The sequence below is a fragment of the Xanthomonas sp. LMG 12462 genome (assembly GCF_009192885.1).
Classification (GTDB): Bacteria; Pseudomonadota; Gammaproteobacteria; order Xanthomonadales; family Xanthomonadaceae; genus Xanthomonas_A; species Xanthomonas_A sontii.
This window is the reverse complement of the sequence record NZ_NMPP01000016.1, coordinates 1-12505: the sequence shown is the minus strand read 5'-3', so window position 1 is coordinate 12505 and position 12505 is coordinate 1. Positions and strand designations below refer to the sequence as shown.

At 68.8% G+C, this 12505-nt stretch carries 12 protein-coding genes; 5 read left to right on the top strand and 7 right to left on the bottom strand.

The window, feature by feature from the left end; genetic code table 11:
• Positions 1 to 43 precede the first annotated feature (43 nt).
• Positions 44 to 1081, top strand: coding sequence for a histidine kinase (locus tag CEK69_RS05470; protein WP_017911246.1), 1038 nt, complete (start codon positions 44 to 46; stop codon positions 1079 to 1081).
• Here the strand turns inward: CEK69_RS05470 and ppnN are convergent.
• From ppnN to grxD, 5 genes are all read right to left on the bottom strand, one after another.
• The gene (gene ppnN / locus CEK69_RS05465; protein ID WP_017907239.1) at positions 1071 to 2459 is read right to left on the bottom strand and encodes a nucleotide 5'-monophosphate nucleosidase PpnN; all 1389 of its coding nucleotides are present in this window, start codon (positions 2457 to 2459) and stop codon (positions 1071 to 1073) included. The genes CEK69_RS05470 and ppnN overlap by 11 nt on opposite strands.
• 113 nt (positions 2460 to 2572) lie before the next feature.
• The gene (locus CEK69_RS05460; protein ID WP_152244387.1) at positions 2573 to 5791 is read right to left on the bottom strand and encodes a TonB-dependent receptor; all 3219 of its coding nucleotides are present in this window, start codon (positions 5789 to 5791) and stop codon (positions 2573 to 2575) included.
• Positions 5792 to 6199: 408 nt separating this feature from the next.
• Positions 6200 to 6799 carry a MarC family protein gene (locus CEK69_RS05455; protein WP_048489899.1) on the bottom strand — a complete coding sequence of 200 codons (600 nt, stop codon included), beginning with the start codon at positions 6797 to 6799 and terminating at the stop codon, positions 6200 to 6202.
• Positions 6796 to 7536, bottom strand: coding sequence for an SDR family NAD(P)-dependent oxidoreductase (locus CEK69_RS05450; protein WP_152244323.1), 741 nt, complete (start codon positions 7534 to 7536; stop codon positions 6796 to 6798). The genes CEK69_RS05455 and CEK69_RS05450 overlap by 4 nt, the downstream gene beginning before the upstream one ends.
• The gene (gene grxD, locus CEK69_RS05445) at positions 7533 to 7853 is read right to left on the bottom strand and encodes a Grx4 family monothiol glutaredoxin (RefSeq protein WP_010342114.1); all 321 of its coding nucleotides are present in this window, start codon (positions 7851 to 7853) and stop codon (positions 7533 to 7535) included. Before grxD ends, CEK69_RS05450 begins: the two co-directional genes overlap by 4 nt.
• Positions 7854 to 7978: 125 nt before the next feature.
• Here grxD and CEK69_RS05440 point away from each other — a divergent pair, with 125 nt between their 5' ends.
• Positions 7979 to 8557, top strand: coding sequence for a Fe-Mn family superoxide dismutase (locus tag CEK69_RS05440; RefSeq protein ID WP_148829294.1), 579 nt, complete (start codon positions 7979 to 7981; stop codon positions 8555 to 8557).
• Between the two features lie 104 nt (positions 8558 to 8661).
• On the opposite strand, the gene CEK69_RS05435 is transcribed toward CEK69_RS05440, so the two are convergent.
• Positions 8662 to 9810, bottom strand: a complete 1149-nt coding sequence (locus CEK69_RS05435; RefSeq protein WP_152244321.1) for a 5-(carboxyamino)imidazole ribonucleotide synthase — start codon at positions 9808 to 9810, stop codon at positions 8662 to 8664.
• Positions 9807 to 10310, bottom strand: coding sequence for a 5-(carboxyamino)imidazole ribonucleotide mutase (gene purE / locus CEK69_RS05430; protein ID WP_017909417.1), 504 nt, complete (start codon positions 10308 to 10310; stop codon positions 9807 to 9809). Before purE ends, CEK69_RS05435 begins: the two co-directional genes overlap by 4 nt.
• 58 nt (positions 10311 to 10368) lie before the next feature.
• Between purE and CEK69_RS05425 the strand changes: the two genes are divergently transcribed.
• From CEK69_RS05425 to CEK69_RS05415, 3 genes are all read left to right on the top strand, one after another.
• Positions 10369 to 10638: a Trm112 family protein gene (locus CEK69_RS05425; RefSeq protein ID WP_010342118.1), complete on the top strand. Its 270-nt coding sequence runs from the start codon at positions 10369 to 10371 to the stop codon at positions 10636 to 10638.
• The gene (gene nadC, locus CEK69_RS05420; RefSeq protein WP_152244319.1) at positions 10635 to 11513 is read left to right on the top strand and encodes a carboxylating nicotinate-nucleotide diphosphorylase; all 879 of its coding nucleotides are present in this window, start codon (positions 10635 to 10637) and stop codon (positions 11511 to 11513) included. Before CEK69_RS05425 ends, nadC begins: the two co-directional genes overlap by 4 nt.
• 295 nt (positions 11514 to 11808) lie before the next feature.
• On the top strand, positions 11809 to 12505 hold a 697-nt coding region (locus CEK69_RS05415), incomplete at its 3' end, for a DUF2272 domain-containing protein (protein ID WP_152244317.1).

Sequence of the window (12505 nt, the reverse complement as noted above, 5' to 3'; positions counted from 1 at the left end):
CGGCATGATGCAGCTCGGCCCTGCCCCACCGCCTTCCGCCCCGATGCCCGCCTCCGCCTACTCCAAGGACCAGCTCCAGGTCCTCAAGCAACCCTCGACCCTGATCTGGATCGTGATGGCCGGCGAGTGCATCGCGGCCATCCTGGCCCTGACCCCGGTCCCGGGCACGGGCATGGCAGGGAGCCGCTGGGTCTACTTCGGGCTGGCGTCGCTGGGCATCCAGTGGGTCGCGCTGCTGACCCTGGCGAGCCTGCTGCTGTTGCGCCGGGCGCTGGCCGGATGCGGCTTCCTGTCCATCACCGTGGCCACACTGGGCCTGATGCAGGCGCTGACCTGGCTGATCAGCGGCGTGATTCTCTATGCCTTCGGCGACTACTGGCAGCTCTCCGACCGCGCATGGCTGACGCTGTCGCTGCAGTTGTCCGGCATCGCCCTGCTGATCGGCCTGCTCGGCATGGCCGCGCTGCACAACCACGTGCGCATCAAGCAACTGGTCGAACGCGCCAAGCAGGCCGAGATCGACGCACTGACCGCGCGCGTGCAGCCGCACTTCCTGTTCAACACGCTCAACACCGCGGTGATGCTGGTGCACCGGCAACCGCAACAGGTGGAACAACTGCTGATGGATCTGTCGGATCTGTTCCGCGCCGCGCTGGCCGCGCCGGACCTGGTCGATCTGCAGGACGAGATCGACCTGGCCAGGCGTTACCTGGACATCGAGGCGATCCGCTTCGGGCCACGCCTGCGCGTCCATTGGGAGGTGCCGGAGGCGCCGGCACCGGTTCGGATTCCGCGGCTGTCGCTGCAACCGCTACTGGAGAACGCCGTGCACCACGGCATCGAATGCAGTGCCGAGGGCGGCGAGATCGGCATCGCCATCGGCGAACGCGACGGCGCCCTGGAGATCAGCGTGCGCAACCCGGTGCCGATAGGCGGCCTTTCGCCACATATCGGCCGCGGTCACCGCGTCGGCCTGTCGGCGCTGCGCACGCGCCTGGACAGCCTGGAAGGCGCCTCGCTGCACACTGCCAGCGATGGCGCCTGGTTCGTCGCGACGATCCGGATCGGACTCAGGCCATGACCCGGTAGCAGGGCCGATACTCGCCGGAGATCTTCATGCGGCGCTGTTCGACGAAGGCGCGCAGCAACTCGTCCAGGGCCTGCATCATGTCCGCATCGCCGTGGATCTCGAACGGGCCATGCTGCTCGATGCGGCGCATGCCGTCTTCCTTGACGTTGCCGGCGACGATGCCGGAGAAGGCGCGACGCAGGTCCGCGGCCAGCGCATGCGGCGGACGGCCATGGTGCAGATCCAGCGCGGCCATCGCCTCATGGGTCGGCTCGAACGGACGTTGATACTCCAGCGGGATGTCGACCGACCAGTTGAAGTAGAACGCGTCCTTCTGCTCCTTGCGGTGCGTGCGCACGTGCTGGATGCCGGCAGCCATCTTGCGCGCCACCGCCACCGGATCGCCGACCACGATCTCGTAGCGCGAGGTGGCCACCTCGCCCAGGGTCAGGCGCAGGAAGCGGTCGATCTGCTCGAAATACGGCGCGGCGATGGTCGGGCCGGTGAGGATCAGCGGGAACGGCAGGTCGCGGTTCTCCTCGCGCAGCAGGATGCCGAGCAGATACAGGATCTCCTCGGCGGTGCCGACACCGCCGGGGAACACGATGATGCCGTGGCCGATGCGGACGAAGGCCTCCAGGCGCTTCTCGATGTCCGGCATGATCACCAGGTGGTTGACGATCGGGTTCGGCGACTCGGCGGCGATGATGCCCGGCTCGGTCACGCCGATGTAGCGGTTGTCGTGCTTGCGCTGCTTGGCATGGGCGATGGTGGCGCCCTTCATCGGCCCCTTCATCGCGCCCGGGCCGCAACCGGTGCAGATGTCCAGCCCGCGCAGGCCCAGCTCGTACCCGACCTGCTTGGTGTACAGGTACTCGTCGCGCGAGATCGAATGGCCGCCCCAGCACACCACCAGCTTGGGATCGGTCGGCTGCAGGATGCGCGCATTGCGCAACTGGCCGAACACCGCATTGGTGATGCCTTCGCTGGACTGCAGGTCGGTGCTGGATTCGGGGCCCAACTCGATGGCCATGTAGGCCAGGTCGCGGACCACGGCGAACAGCAGCTCGGCCACGCCATTGATGATCTCGCCGTCGACGAAGGCCATCGCGGGCGCGTTGAGCAGGTCGATGCGCACGCCACGGTCGCGCTGCACCACCTGGATGTCGAAGTCGGGATACAGATCGCGCGCCGCGCGCGGATCGTCCGAGGCACTGCCGCTGGTCAGCACCGCCAGCGCGCAGCGCCGCAGCAGTTCGTGCAGACCGCCGCTGGAGGCATCGCGCAAGCGCGCCACTTCCACGCGCGAGAGGATGTCCAGGCCGCCGCGCGGGTAGATCCGCGCATCCACTACCGGCAGCGCGCGCGCCGCCGTATTGCTGGTCGTCATATCGAATGTCTTGTCGGTGTCGTCAGCCGGCGACTTTAACGTCAGCCCCCACAAAAAGAAAACGGCCGGGTCGCCCCGGCCGTTTCCAACGCTTCAGCTAGCGTGCGCCGCGATCAGAACTGATAGCGGAAGCCCAGCTGCAGCGACCACTGCGACACGCCGGTGTTGAAGCCGTCGGCGTCGGCATTGGCAGCCGTCGGCTGGTCGGTGTACAGGGTGTTGTACACGTACTTGCCCTGGTAGATGCCCTGCAGGTTGGCGACGCGGGCGTCGGCGTAGAAGCCGTAGTCGTAGATCCGGCCCCACTTCTTGTTCAGCAGGTTGCCCACGTTCTGGATGTCCAGCCAGACCTCGGACTTGTGGCCCTTGAAGAAGCCCGGCAGCTGCTGGGTGATGCGCACGTCGAAGGTGTTGATCCAGCCGGAACGGAAGCCGTTGGCCGGGGCGTAGCTGCCGGCGTACTTGGCCAGCTGCGGGTTCTTGGCCAGCCAGTCGAAGAACTGCTGCTGCAGCGCCGGGTTGGCGGTGAACGCACCGGTGTTGCTCAGCGTGCCGAACAGCACGTCGCCCGGGCCCTTCGGCACGTAGAACAGGTCGTTGGTCGAACGACCGTCGCCGTTGGCGTCGCCGTTGAACACGTAGCTGTACGGACGGCCGCTGCGGCCTTCGTAGACCAGGCCCACGCGGGTCTCGTAGTCGCCGAAGAACATGTGCTTCCAGTCCAGCGAGCCGGAGATCCGGTCCTTGATCTCGTAGCGCGAGGTGTTCTCGGTTTCCGAATTGGCGTTGAAGGCGTACTGGTAGCCCCAGCCCGAGCTGGCGGTGGAGCTGGTCAGCGAACCGACTTCGGTGGCGTGGGTGTAGGTGTAACCCAGGGTCCAGGACCAGTCGCCGCCTTCGCTGAACGGCTTGGACAGCGACACGGTGAACTGCTGGGTCTTGCCCTTGTCGGTGTTGTCGATCAGGTAGACGTCGCTATACGCCGGATTGCGGTTGTAGCGGTTGTTGCCAGCGGCCCACGGACGACCGGTCTGCGCCGGGTTCCAGTACAGCGCGCGGCCATCCGGACCGTAGTAGGCCGGGCTCGGATCCTGCCCCGGGGTGACACGACCGATGTTCAGGCTCTTGTAGTACAGGCCGTTGTTGACCTTGGTCACCAGCAACTCGGCCGAGGCGACGATGCCGTACCACGGCAATTCGTGGTCCAGGGCCAGGTTGGCCTTGTACAGCGACGGCAGCTTGAAGTCCTTGCCGACGAAGCTCACGCCCTGGGTCGCGGAACCCGGCGTGGTCGGCACCGGCTGGGTGTCCTTGTTGGCGCTGAACCGCAGACGGGGATCGTAGGTGGTGAAGCTGTAGGCGTTGTAGTTGAAGCCGGTATTGGAGTAGCTGTTGCCGATCCACACCTGCGGCGCATCGCCCTGGAACAGGCCCACGCCACCGCGCAACTGGGTCGGACGGTCGGTGTCGAAGGTGTAGTTGAAGCCGACGCGCGGCTGGATCAGGAAATCGCCATTGAAGATCTTGCTGTTGTCGTAGCCGAACACCGCCTGCGCACCGGCGTTGTAGGTCGGATCCGGGCTCACCTTCGCGCGATCGCCACGCAGGCCCAGGGTCAGGGTCAGGTTGTTGTTGACGTACCAGGTGTCCTGCACGAACAGGCCGAGGTTGCTGTTCTTGTAATCGGCCGCGATCGAACCCGGGCTACGCTCCTGGTTGAGCTGGTACGAGCTCCAGCGGCCGCTGGCGAAGTTGTCCAGGCCGAAGAAGGTGTACACGCCCCAGGTGTTGCGGCCGTACAGGTTGTAGATGTCGTTGGTGCTGTAGTCGACGCCGAACTTCAGGTTGTGGTTGTCCAGGGTCAGGGTGCCCGCACCGTAGTAGTTCCAGGTCTTGGTGGTGAGGATGTTGCCCTGCGAGTTGGTCTCGGTACCCAGGAACAGCACGTCGCCGGACGGCTGGGCGACCGTACCGTCGAAGTACACGGCGATGCTCGGCGCATTGGTCGGCACCACGCGGATCGCGGAGTAGTCGCGGTAGGACACCTTGAACTCGGTGGAGAAGTTCTCGGACCAGTCGCTGAACAGCTGGCCGACGTAGCTCTCGACGGACTTCTCGTGCTGGTACCAGTACGAGCTCAGCGAGGCCTGGCTGGAGTTGCCGGCACCATTGATGCGCAGCTTGCTCTGGTCGAGCTTGCTGTAGCGGAAGCTGGCGCGGTGGTTGTCGCTGATGTTCCAGTCCAGCTTGAGCGCGTATTCCTTCAGGTCGGTGTTGCCGTCGCTGTCCAGGGTGCCGGCGTCGAAGCCGTAGTTCTTGGCGATCTGCTGGGCGCGGGTCACGTCGGCCATGCCGTACTTGGCGTTGGCCTTGCCCAGCGCGGTGCTGCCCAGGTCGAGGCCCGGCGCATCCTGCTGGAACTTCTCGTAGTTGGCGAAGAAGAACAGCTTGTCCTTGACGATCGGGCCGCCGAAGGTCGCGCCGTAGGTCTTCTCCTTGGTGAAGCCGTTGAACTTGCTGCCGTCCGGGTTGTCGCCGAACCAGTCGCCATCGCGATAGCTGCCGTACACCGAACCGTGGAACTCGTTGGTACCGGACTTGGTCACCGCGTTGACGGTGGCGCCGGCGGCGCTGGCGATGCTGACGTCGTAGTTGGACAGGTTGACGTCGATGGCTTCGATCGCTTCCATCGACACCGGCTGACGCCGGGTGGTCATGTTGTTGCCTTCCAGGCCGAAGGTGTCGCTGGCCGAGACGCCGTCGATGTTGATCGAGTTGTAGCGCGGGTTCAGGCCGCCGGCGCTGATCGTGCCCGAGGCGCGATCGACGAAGGCCACGCGCGGATCCAGGCGCATGTAGTCCTGGATGTTGCCGTTGATCGACGGCAGCGCTTCGATCTGCTCGCGGCCGACGTTGGTGCCCGAGCCCATCTTGGTGGCGCTGAACACTTCCGAGCCGGCGGCGATGGCGACCGCGTTGACCGTCTCCAGCGTGGTCGGCGCAGCCATGTCGCCGGTCAGGTCGGCGTTGATGGTGGCGTTCTGGTTGACGCTCAGGTACACGCCGTCTTCGGTCTTGGTGCCGTCACCCGGCTTGGTGATGGTGATGCTGTACGGACCGCCGACGCGCAGGCCGCGCGCGTTGTAGCGACCGGCGGCATCGGTGGTGGCGCGGCTGACCGTGCCCGACTCGACGTGGGTGATGGTCACCTCGGCGCCGGCGACCGGCTGGCCGCCGTGGGTCACCACACCGCCGACACCGGCGGAGGTGCTCTGGGCGAACACCGGCGCCGCGGCCAGCGCCGCAACGAGGCCCAGAGTGAGCTTGGACATCCGCAGACGGGGTTGAATCATTGCAATAGCCTCGATGGAGTTTGACGAAATGCGCATGGCAGGCCGTGCGGGGTACGGACGCACGACCGCGGAATGAGGGGGCTGGTCACCCTTGCCGATTCCCCGCAAGGGTTAACATGAGTTTAACACCATAGGGCCAATTTGTTGCCAAACCGTGACAGTGCAGCACAAGCGGACATCAGAAGACGTCGATCCCAGTCCTGGCGGGCTTCGGCGACAACGCCGGGACAGGCACGGAAGGCCGCCCGGGACCGCCGCCGGCCACGCCCCCCCCCCTCCCCTTGCCGCCTGAAGGGGCCGCAGCAAGCAGCCTGGCGTGCTCGAAGCGAGGCCCGCCCAGGGCCAGCGCCGTCCCCACGGCGCCCCCGACTCGGCCGCGATGCAACCTCAGCCGGCGACCGGCAGCTTCAGATAGGCGCTGAGCCCGTCCAGGAACATCTGCACCGAGATCGCCACCAGCAGCATGCCCATCAGCCGTTCGACCGCGGTCAGCACGCGCATGCCGAGCAGCTTGTACAGCAGCGTGCCGGAGAACAGCAGGGCCGAGGTCGCCAGCCAGGCCAGGATCAGCGCCAGGCTCCACTCGCCCAGCCGGGTCGGCTCGTTGCTGCCCATCAGCATCACCGCGGCCATGCCGGAGGGGCCGGCGACCAGTGGGATGGCCAGCGGCACGATGAAGGGCTCGCCGTCGGGAATCTCGCCCATCAGCCCTTCCGGGCGCGGGAAGATCATGCGGATGCCGATCAGGAACAGCACGATGCCGCCGGCGATCGCCACCGACTCCTGGCGCAGGTGCATCACTTCCAGGGCGTACTTGCCGCCCCACAGGAAGCCCATCAGCACGCCCAGTGCGATCAGCAGTTCGCGCGCCAGCACGATGCGCTGACGCCGCGCCGGCAACGGCTTGAGCACGCTGAGGAATACCGGGATGTTGCCCAGCGGGTCGAGGATCAGGAACAGCAGCAGCGCTGCCGACAGGATGGTCATGCCAGGGGATTCCAGATTGCGCCGCGGTGCGCGGAGCCGGCGGGCGACAGCAGGTCGACGCAGGCGTCGGCGTAGCGCGCCGGATCGACCGCGTCGCGGTCTTCTTGATGGGTGTAGGCGCGGGCGCGCAAGGCGGTGCGCATCGGCCCCGGCTGCAGGCCGGACACGCGCACGCGCGATGCGGCCAGCTCGCCGTGCAGGCTCGCCAGCAGGCCGCGGCGGCCGTGCTGGGCCGCGCCGTAGCCGCCCCAGTAGGCCTGGCCGACCCGCGCCGGATCGTCCACCGCGAACACGATCGCGGCATCCTCGGCCTGTCGCAGCAACGGCAGGCAGGCCTGGGTCAGCCAGGCCGCGGCGGTCAGGTTGACGTGGATCGCGCGCGCGAACTGGGCCGGATCGGCATGCTCGAACGGGGTCAGCCCGGCGAAGTCGGCGGCGCAGTGCAGCAGCCCGTCCAGGCGGCCGAGCTCGCCCTGCAGGCGCTCGGCCAGGGTCGCGTAGTCCGGCGGAGTGGCGCCGAGCAGGTCCAGCGGGTACAGCAGCGGCGCGGCGCCGACCGCGGCGATCGCGTCGTAGACGCGGTTCAAGCGTGCCGGCTTGTGCCCGAGCAGGACCACGGTGGCCCCCGCCTGGGCGCACGCCAGCGCCGCAGCGCTGCCGAGCCCGCCGGCGGCGCCGCTCACCAGGATCACCCGCTGCGCCAGCGCGCCGGCCTGCGGCGACGCAGGCGTACTCACGACTGGTAAGCCTCGGTCACGATGCGCTGCAACTCGCCGGACTCGAACAGCTCCATGGTGATGTCGCAGCCACCGATCAGCTCGCCATGGATGAACAGCTGCGGGAACGTCGGCCAGTTCGAATAGCGCGGCAGATTGGCCCGGATCTCCGGCTCGTCGAGCACGTTGACGGTGTGCAGGCGGTCGGCGCCGGCGGCCAGCAACGCCTGCAACGCGCGGCTGGAAAAGCCGCACATCGGGTACTGCGGCGTGCCCTTCATGAACAACACGATGGGATGGCGTTCGACGTCGGCCTGGATGCGCTCCATCACCTGCATGCGGGTTCTCTCCTGCTGGGGCGAAAGAACGACCTTGGCGGTCGGCTAGACTCTCGCGTAGCCGCATAGTGTAAGCCCTGCGCGCGGCAGTACCGCGACGCGCGCCCGAAACCGCCAGAGGATCCATGCCCATCGAACTCGCTCCCCTGCCCTACGCCGCTGCGGCGCTGGCCCCGCACCTGTCCGCCGCCGCGGTGGAACAGCACCACGGCCAGCACCAGCGCGCGTTGGTGGAACGGCTCAATGCGCGGCTCGTCGGCAGCGACCTGGCCGAGCTGGCGCTGCCGGACCTGCTGCGGCGCGCGCAGGGCCGGCTGTTCCAGGAAGCGGCCGAGGTCTGGAATCACGAGTTCTACTGGCGCGGCCTGCGCCCGCGCGGCGGCGGCGAACCGGGCGGCGCGCTCGGCGAGCGCCTGACCAGGAGTTTCGGCGACGTGGCGCGGTTCAAGGCCGAGTTCGAGCGCATGGCCCTGGCGCTGTTCGGTTCGGGCTGGGTGTGGCTGGTGCAGCGTCCGGACGGCAACCTGGCCGTGGTCAGCACCGCCAACGCCGGCACCCCGCTGACCGGCGACGACACGCCGCTGCTCGGCTGCGACGTCTGGGAACACGCTTACTACATCGACCATCCCGGCGACCGCGCGCGCTATCTGCAGGCGTTCTGGAAACTGGTCAATTGGGAGTTCGCGGCGTCCAATCTGCGGTGAGCGGTGAGCGGGGATTGGGGAGTCGGGATTGGAGATTCGCAGGAGCGGCGGCCGTGGCTGCCGGTTCCTTGCCCAGGCGTGGCCTGGGCGCTCCTGCTGCTGGTTCAGCGCTCGCCGCGCAACGCGGCGATCACCGGGGCGACCTGGGTCTCGCGCTGCAGTTGCGCGCCCACGGTCTGCAGGGCCAGCGCCAGCGCCTCCGGCGTGTCCTCGCGCAGGGTGGCGTGGCCGACCTTGCGGCCTTCGCGCGGCTCCTTGCCGTAGTCGTGCCAATGCCCGCCGGGCTGCGCCAGGACCGGTGCGGCGTCGGGCATCGCGCCGATCCAGTTGAGCATGCAGGCATGGCCACACATGCGCGTGGAGCCCAGCGGCAGCCCTAGCACCGCGCGCAGGTGGTTCTCGAACTGCGAGGTCTCCGCACCTTCGATGGTCCAGTGGCCGGAGTTGTGCACGCGCGGGGCCATCTCGTTGGCCAGCAGTTCGCCGTCGCGGCAGAACAGTTCCAGCGCGAACACACCGACGTACTGCAGGCGTTCGGCCAGGGCACGCGCATGCGCCACCGCCGCCTGCTCCAGCGCGGCATCGGCCTGCGCCGGCGCCAGGCTGGCCGACAGCACGCCGTGCACATGCCAGTTCTCGGTCAGCGGCCAGGTGCGGAACTCGCCGTCGCGGCCGCGCACCGCCACCACGCTGACCTCGCGCTGGAACGGTACGAACGCCTCGGCGATCAGGCCGACGCTGGCCGCCTGCGCGCCCAGCACCGCCCAGGCCGCATCGGCGTCGGCGGCGGAGGCGATGCGGAACTGGCCCTTGCCGTCGTAGCCGAGCCGGCGGGTCTTGAGGATGCACGGCGTGCCGACCTGCGCCAGCGCCGCGTCCAGATCGGCGCGGGTGTCGATCGCGGCGAACGCCGGCACGGGAATGCCGAGCTCGCGGAACAAGGTCTTCTCGGCCAGGCGATCCTGCGCCACGGCCAGCGCATCCGGGCTCGGGAACACCGGCACCTGCCCGGCCAGGGCGGCGGCGCTATCCGCGGGCACGTTCTCGAAATCGAAGGTCGCCACGTCGACCGCGTCCGCGAACGCGGCCAGCGCGGCTCGGTCGGCATAGTCGCCGACCCGCAGCGGCGCCACCTGTCCGGCGCAGGCATCGGCTGCCGGATCCAGCAGCGCGAAGCGCAGGCCCAGCGGCACGCCGGCCACCGCCATCATCCGTGCCAACTGCCCCGCCCCCAGAATGCCGACGGTGGTCATTGGCGCGGATCGTCCTTGGCCATCACGTCGTCGGTCTGGCGCTGACGGAACTCGCCCAGCGCGGCACCGATCTCAGCGTGGTCGTGGGCCAGCATCGCCGCGGCGAACAGCGCGGCGTTGGCCGCGCCGGCATTGCCGATCGCGAAGGTGGCCACCGGGATGCCGGCCGGCATCTGCACGATCGACAGCAGCGAGTCCATGCCGTTGAGCGCCTTGGACTGCACCGGCACGCCCAGCACCGGCACTGCGGTCTTGGCCGCGAGCATGCCCGGCAGGTGCGCGGCGCCGCCAGCGCCGGCCACGATCGCGCGCAGGCCGCGCCCAGCCGCCTGCTCGGCGTAGGAGAACAACACGTCGGGCGTGCGGTGCGCCGACACCACCTTCACTTCATAGGGCACACCCAGCGCATCGAGTTTCTGCGCCGCATGCTGCATGGTCTCCCAGTCGGAGCGGGAACCCATCACGATGCCGACGAGCGGCGCGGTTTGCTTGGAGGTCATGGCCGTCCCCTGCCTTAAAGACGTATTCTAGCCGTCTTCCACGCAAGACGAAGACCGGATGGACCGCAAACTGCTCGACCTGCTGTGCTCGCCCGACACCCGCCAACCGCTGGCGCTGCTGGAGGCGCGCGGCCTGGAGGCGTTGAACCGCGCCATCGCCGCCGGCGGCGTGCAGCGCGCCGACGGCAGTGCGCAGGCGCAACCGCTGCGCGAAGCCCTGATCACCCGCGACCGCAAGCAGGTGTTCCGCGTCGACGACGGCATTCCGGTGCTGCTGGCCGAAGAGGCCATCGGCACCGCCCAGCTCGCCGATTTCCCGGCCAAATGAGCCGCGACATGGCGCCGCCGCAGGCGCCCGCCGCGGAGCTGATCGCCGCCGATGTCGCGCGTGCGCTGGCCGAGGATCTCGGCAGCGGCGACGTCACCGCCGCGCTGCTGCCCGACCGCGCCGACAGCGCCTACCTGCTGTGCAAGCAAGACGCGGTGATCGCCGGCCGCCCCTGGTTCGACGCCTGCCACCAGGCGCTGGATCCGCAGGTCCGCATCGACTGGCATGTGAGCGAAGGCCAGCGCGTGGCCGCCGGCACGGTGCTGGCGTTGCTGCACGGGCGCAGTCGCGCCCTGGTCAGCGCCGAGCGCGCCTCGCTGAACTTCCTGCAGACCCTGTCGGCCACCGCCACCGCCACCGCCGCCTACGTGGCCGCGGTCGCCGGCACCGGCGCGCGCATCCTGGACACGCGCAAGACCCTGCCCGGCCTGCGCCTGGCGCAGAAGTACGCGGTGCGCTGCGGCGGCGGCAGCAACCACCGCATCGGTCTGTACGACACGGTGATGCTCAAGGAGAACCACATCCACGCCGCCGGTTCGCTGCCTGCGGCGGTGGCCGCCGCGCGCGCGCAATGGCCGGCGCTGCCGCTGGTGGTCGAGGTAGAAACTCTGGAGCAACTGCGCGAAGCGCTGGAAGCCGGCTGCGATCGCATCCTGATCGACGACTTCGCTGCGGAACAGCGCCGCGACGCGGTGGCGATCGCCGCGGCCGCACCGTTCAATCGCGCGATTCCGCTGGAAGTCTCCGGCGGCGTCGACCTGGAGGCGGTGCGCGCGATCGCGCAGGACGGCGTCGACTGCATCTCCATCGGCGCACTCACCAAGCATGTGCAGGCCGTGGATCTGTCGCTGAAACTCGGAACGCCGCCGCAGTAGGCGGCCAGATCGCCCGACGAGGCGACCGCGCGCCCTTTCCACACCCGCGGCGAATGCGGATACATCCCATGCGTGCATGTCCGCACGCATGGCCCAGTCGCGACGTTGCTCGTTTCCACCCCGCTGGGTGAGTCCCACCACCCCAAGGGTAACCGCCAAGCGCCTTGATCCGCCGGGAACGCGCCAGCCAGCACGGCGCGATCTGCCCGGATCGCGCCGCACGCCCTACACTTCACGGCCTCGCCGACGCCGCTCTGCGACGCTGCGCGCTTCCCCGTCCCCACCGAGTTCGCCGATGTTCCGCCCCTGGTTCGCGCTGCTGTGTGTCGCCGCCCTGTTTCCCGCCGGCCGCGCCGCGGCCGCGGAAGTCTGCGATCTGCCGCCGCGCTTCGGCCTGACCCCGGCGGCGGTGGCGATCGTGCGCACCGCCTGCAACGAGCACCGGCTGTGGTGGCGCCCGTTCATCGATCGCGACGGCCGCCTGGCCGGCCTGCGCGTCACCGAGGCCGAGCGCGCCGACCTTGCCGACGACGGCATCGAAGCCTGGCAGCGCGTCGCCGCCTACTGGCGCGACAGCGGCACGCTGGGCGCGATGGGCCGCTTCGACGGTGCCGAGAGCTGCCAGCAGCTGGACGGGTCGCGCTACCGCGAAAACGACTGCCGCGCCTTCATCGTCGACAACCCGTGGTCGGCAGCCTTCGTGTCCTACGTGATGGTGCGCGCCGGCGTGGCCGGCTTCCACACCTCGATCCGGCATATCGACTACATCCGCGCCGCCTACCAGGCCGGCGCCGACGGCCTGCCCTATCGCTTTGCCGACCCGCAGCAGGAAAAGCCTGCCCCCGGCGATCTGCTGTGCTTCCTGCGCGGACGCCGGCAGCCGGTCGGCACCGCTGGCCTGCGCGAGGCGCTGGCGCGCGGCCGCCCGCTGCCGTGGGAATCGCATTGCGACATCGTGGTCGCAGCCAATGTCGGCGGCGACCAGACCCTGG

What these genes read in the sequence shown, in the direction of transcription:
- CEK69_RS05470 (WP_017911246.1), top strand. Translation starts at nt 44, where the DNA reads ATGCCCGCCTCCGCCTACTCCAAGGACCAGCTCCAGGTCCTCAAGCAA.
- ppnN (WP_017907239.1), bottom strand. Translation starts at nt 2,459, where the DNA reads ATGACGACCAGCAATACGGCGGCGCGCGCGCTGCCGGTAGTGGATGCG.
- CEK69_RS05460 (WP_152244387.1), bottom strand. Translation starts at nt 5,791, where the DNA reads ATGTCCAAGCTCACTCTGGGCCTCGTTGCGGCGCTGGCCGCGGCGCCG.
- CEK69_RS05455 (WP_048489899.1), bottom strand. Translation starts at nt 6,799, where the DNA reads ATGACCATCCTGTCGGCAGCGCTGCTGCTGTTCCTGATCCTCGACCCG.
- grxD (WP_010342114.1), bottom strand. Translation starts at nt 7,853, where the DNA reads ATGCAGGTGATGGAGCGCATCCAGGCCGACGTCGAACGCCATCCCATC.
- CEK69_RS05440 (WP_148829294.1), top strand. Translation starts at nt 7,979, where the DNA reads ATGCCCATCGAACTCGCTCCCCTGCCCTACGCCGCTGCGGCGCTGGCC.
- CEK69_RS05435 (WP_152244321.1), bottom strand. Translation starts at nt 9,810, where the DNA reads ATGACCACCGTCGGCATTCTGGGGGCGGGGCAGTTGGCACGGATGATG.
- purE (WP_017909417.1), bottom strand. Translation starts at nt 10,310, where the DNA reads ATGACCTCCAAGCAAACCGCGCCGCTCGTCGGCATCGTGATGGGTTCC.
- CEK69_RS05425 (WP_010342118.1), top strand. Translation starts at nt 10,369, where the DNA reads ATGGACCGCAAACTGCTCGACCTGCTGTGCTCGCCCGACACCCGCCAA.
- nadC (WP_152244319.1), top strand. Translation starts at nt 10,635, where the DNA reads ATGAGCCGCGACATGGCGCCGCCGCAGGCGCCCGCCGCGGAGCTGATC.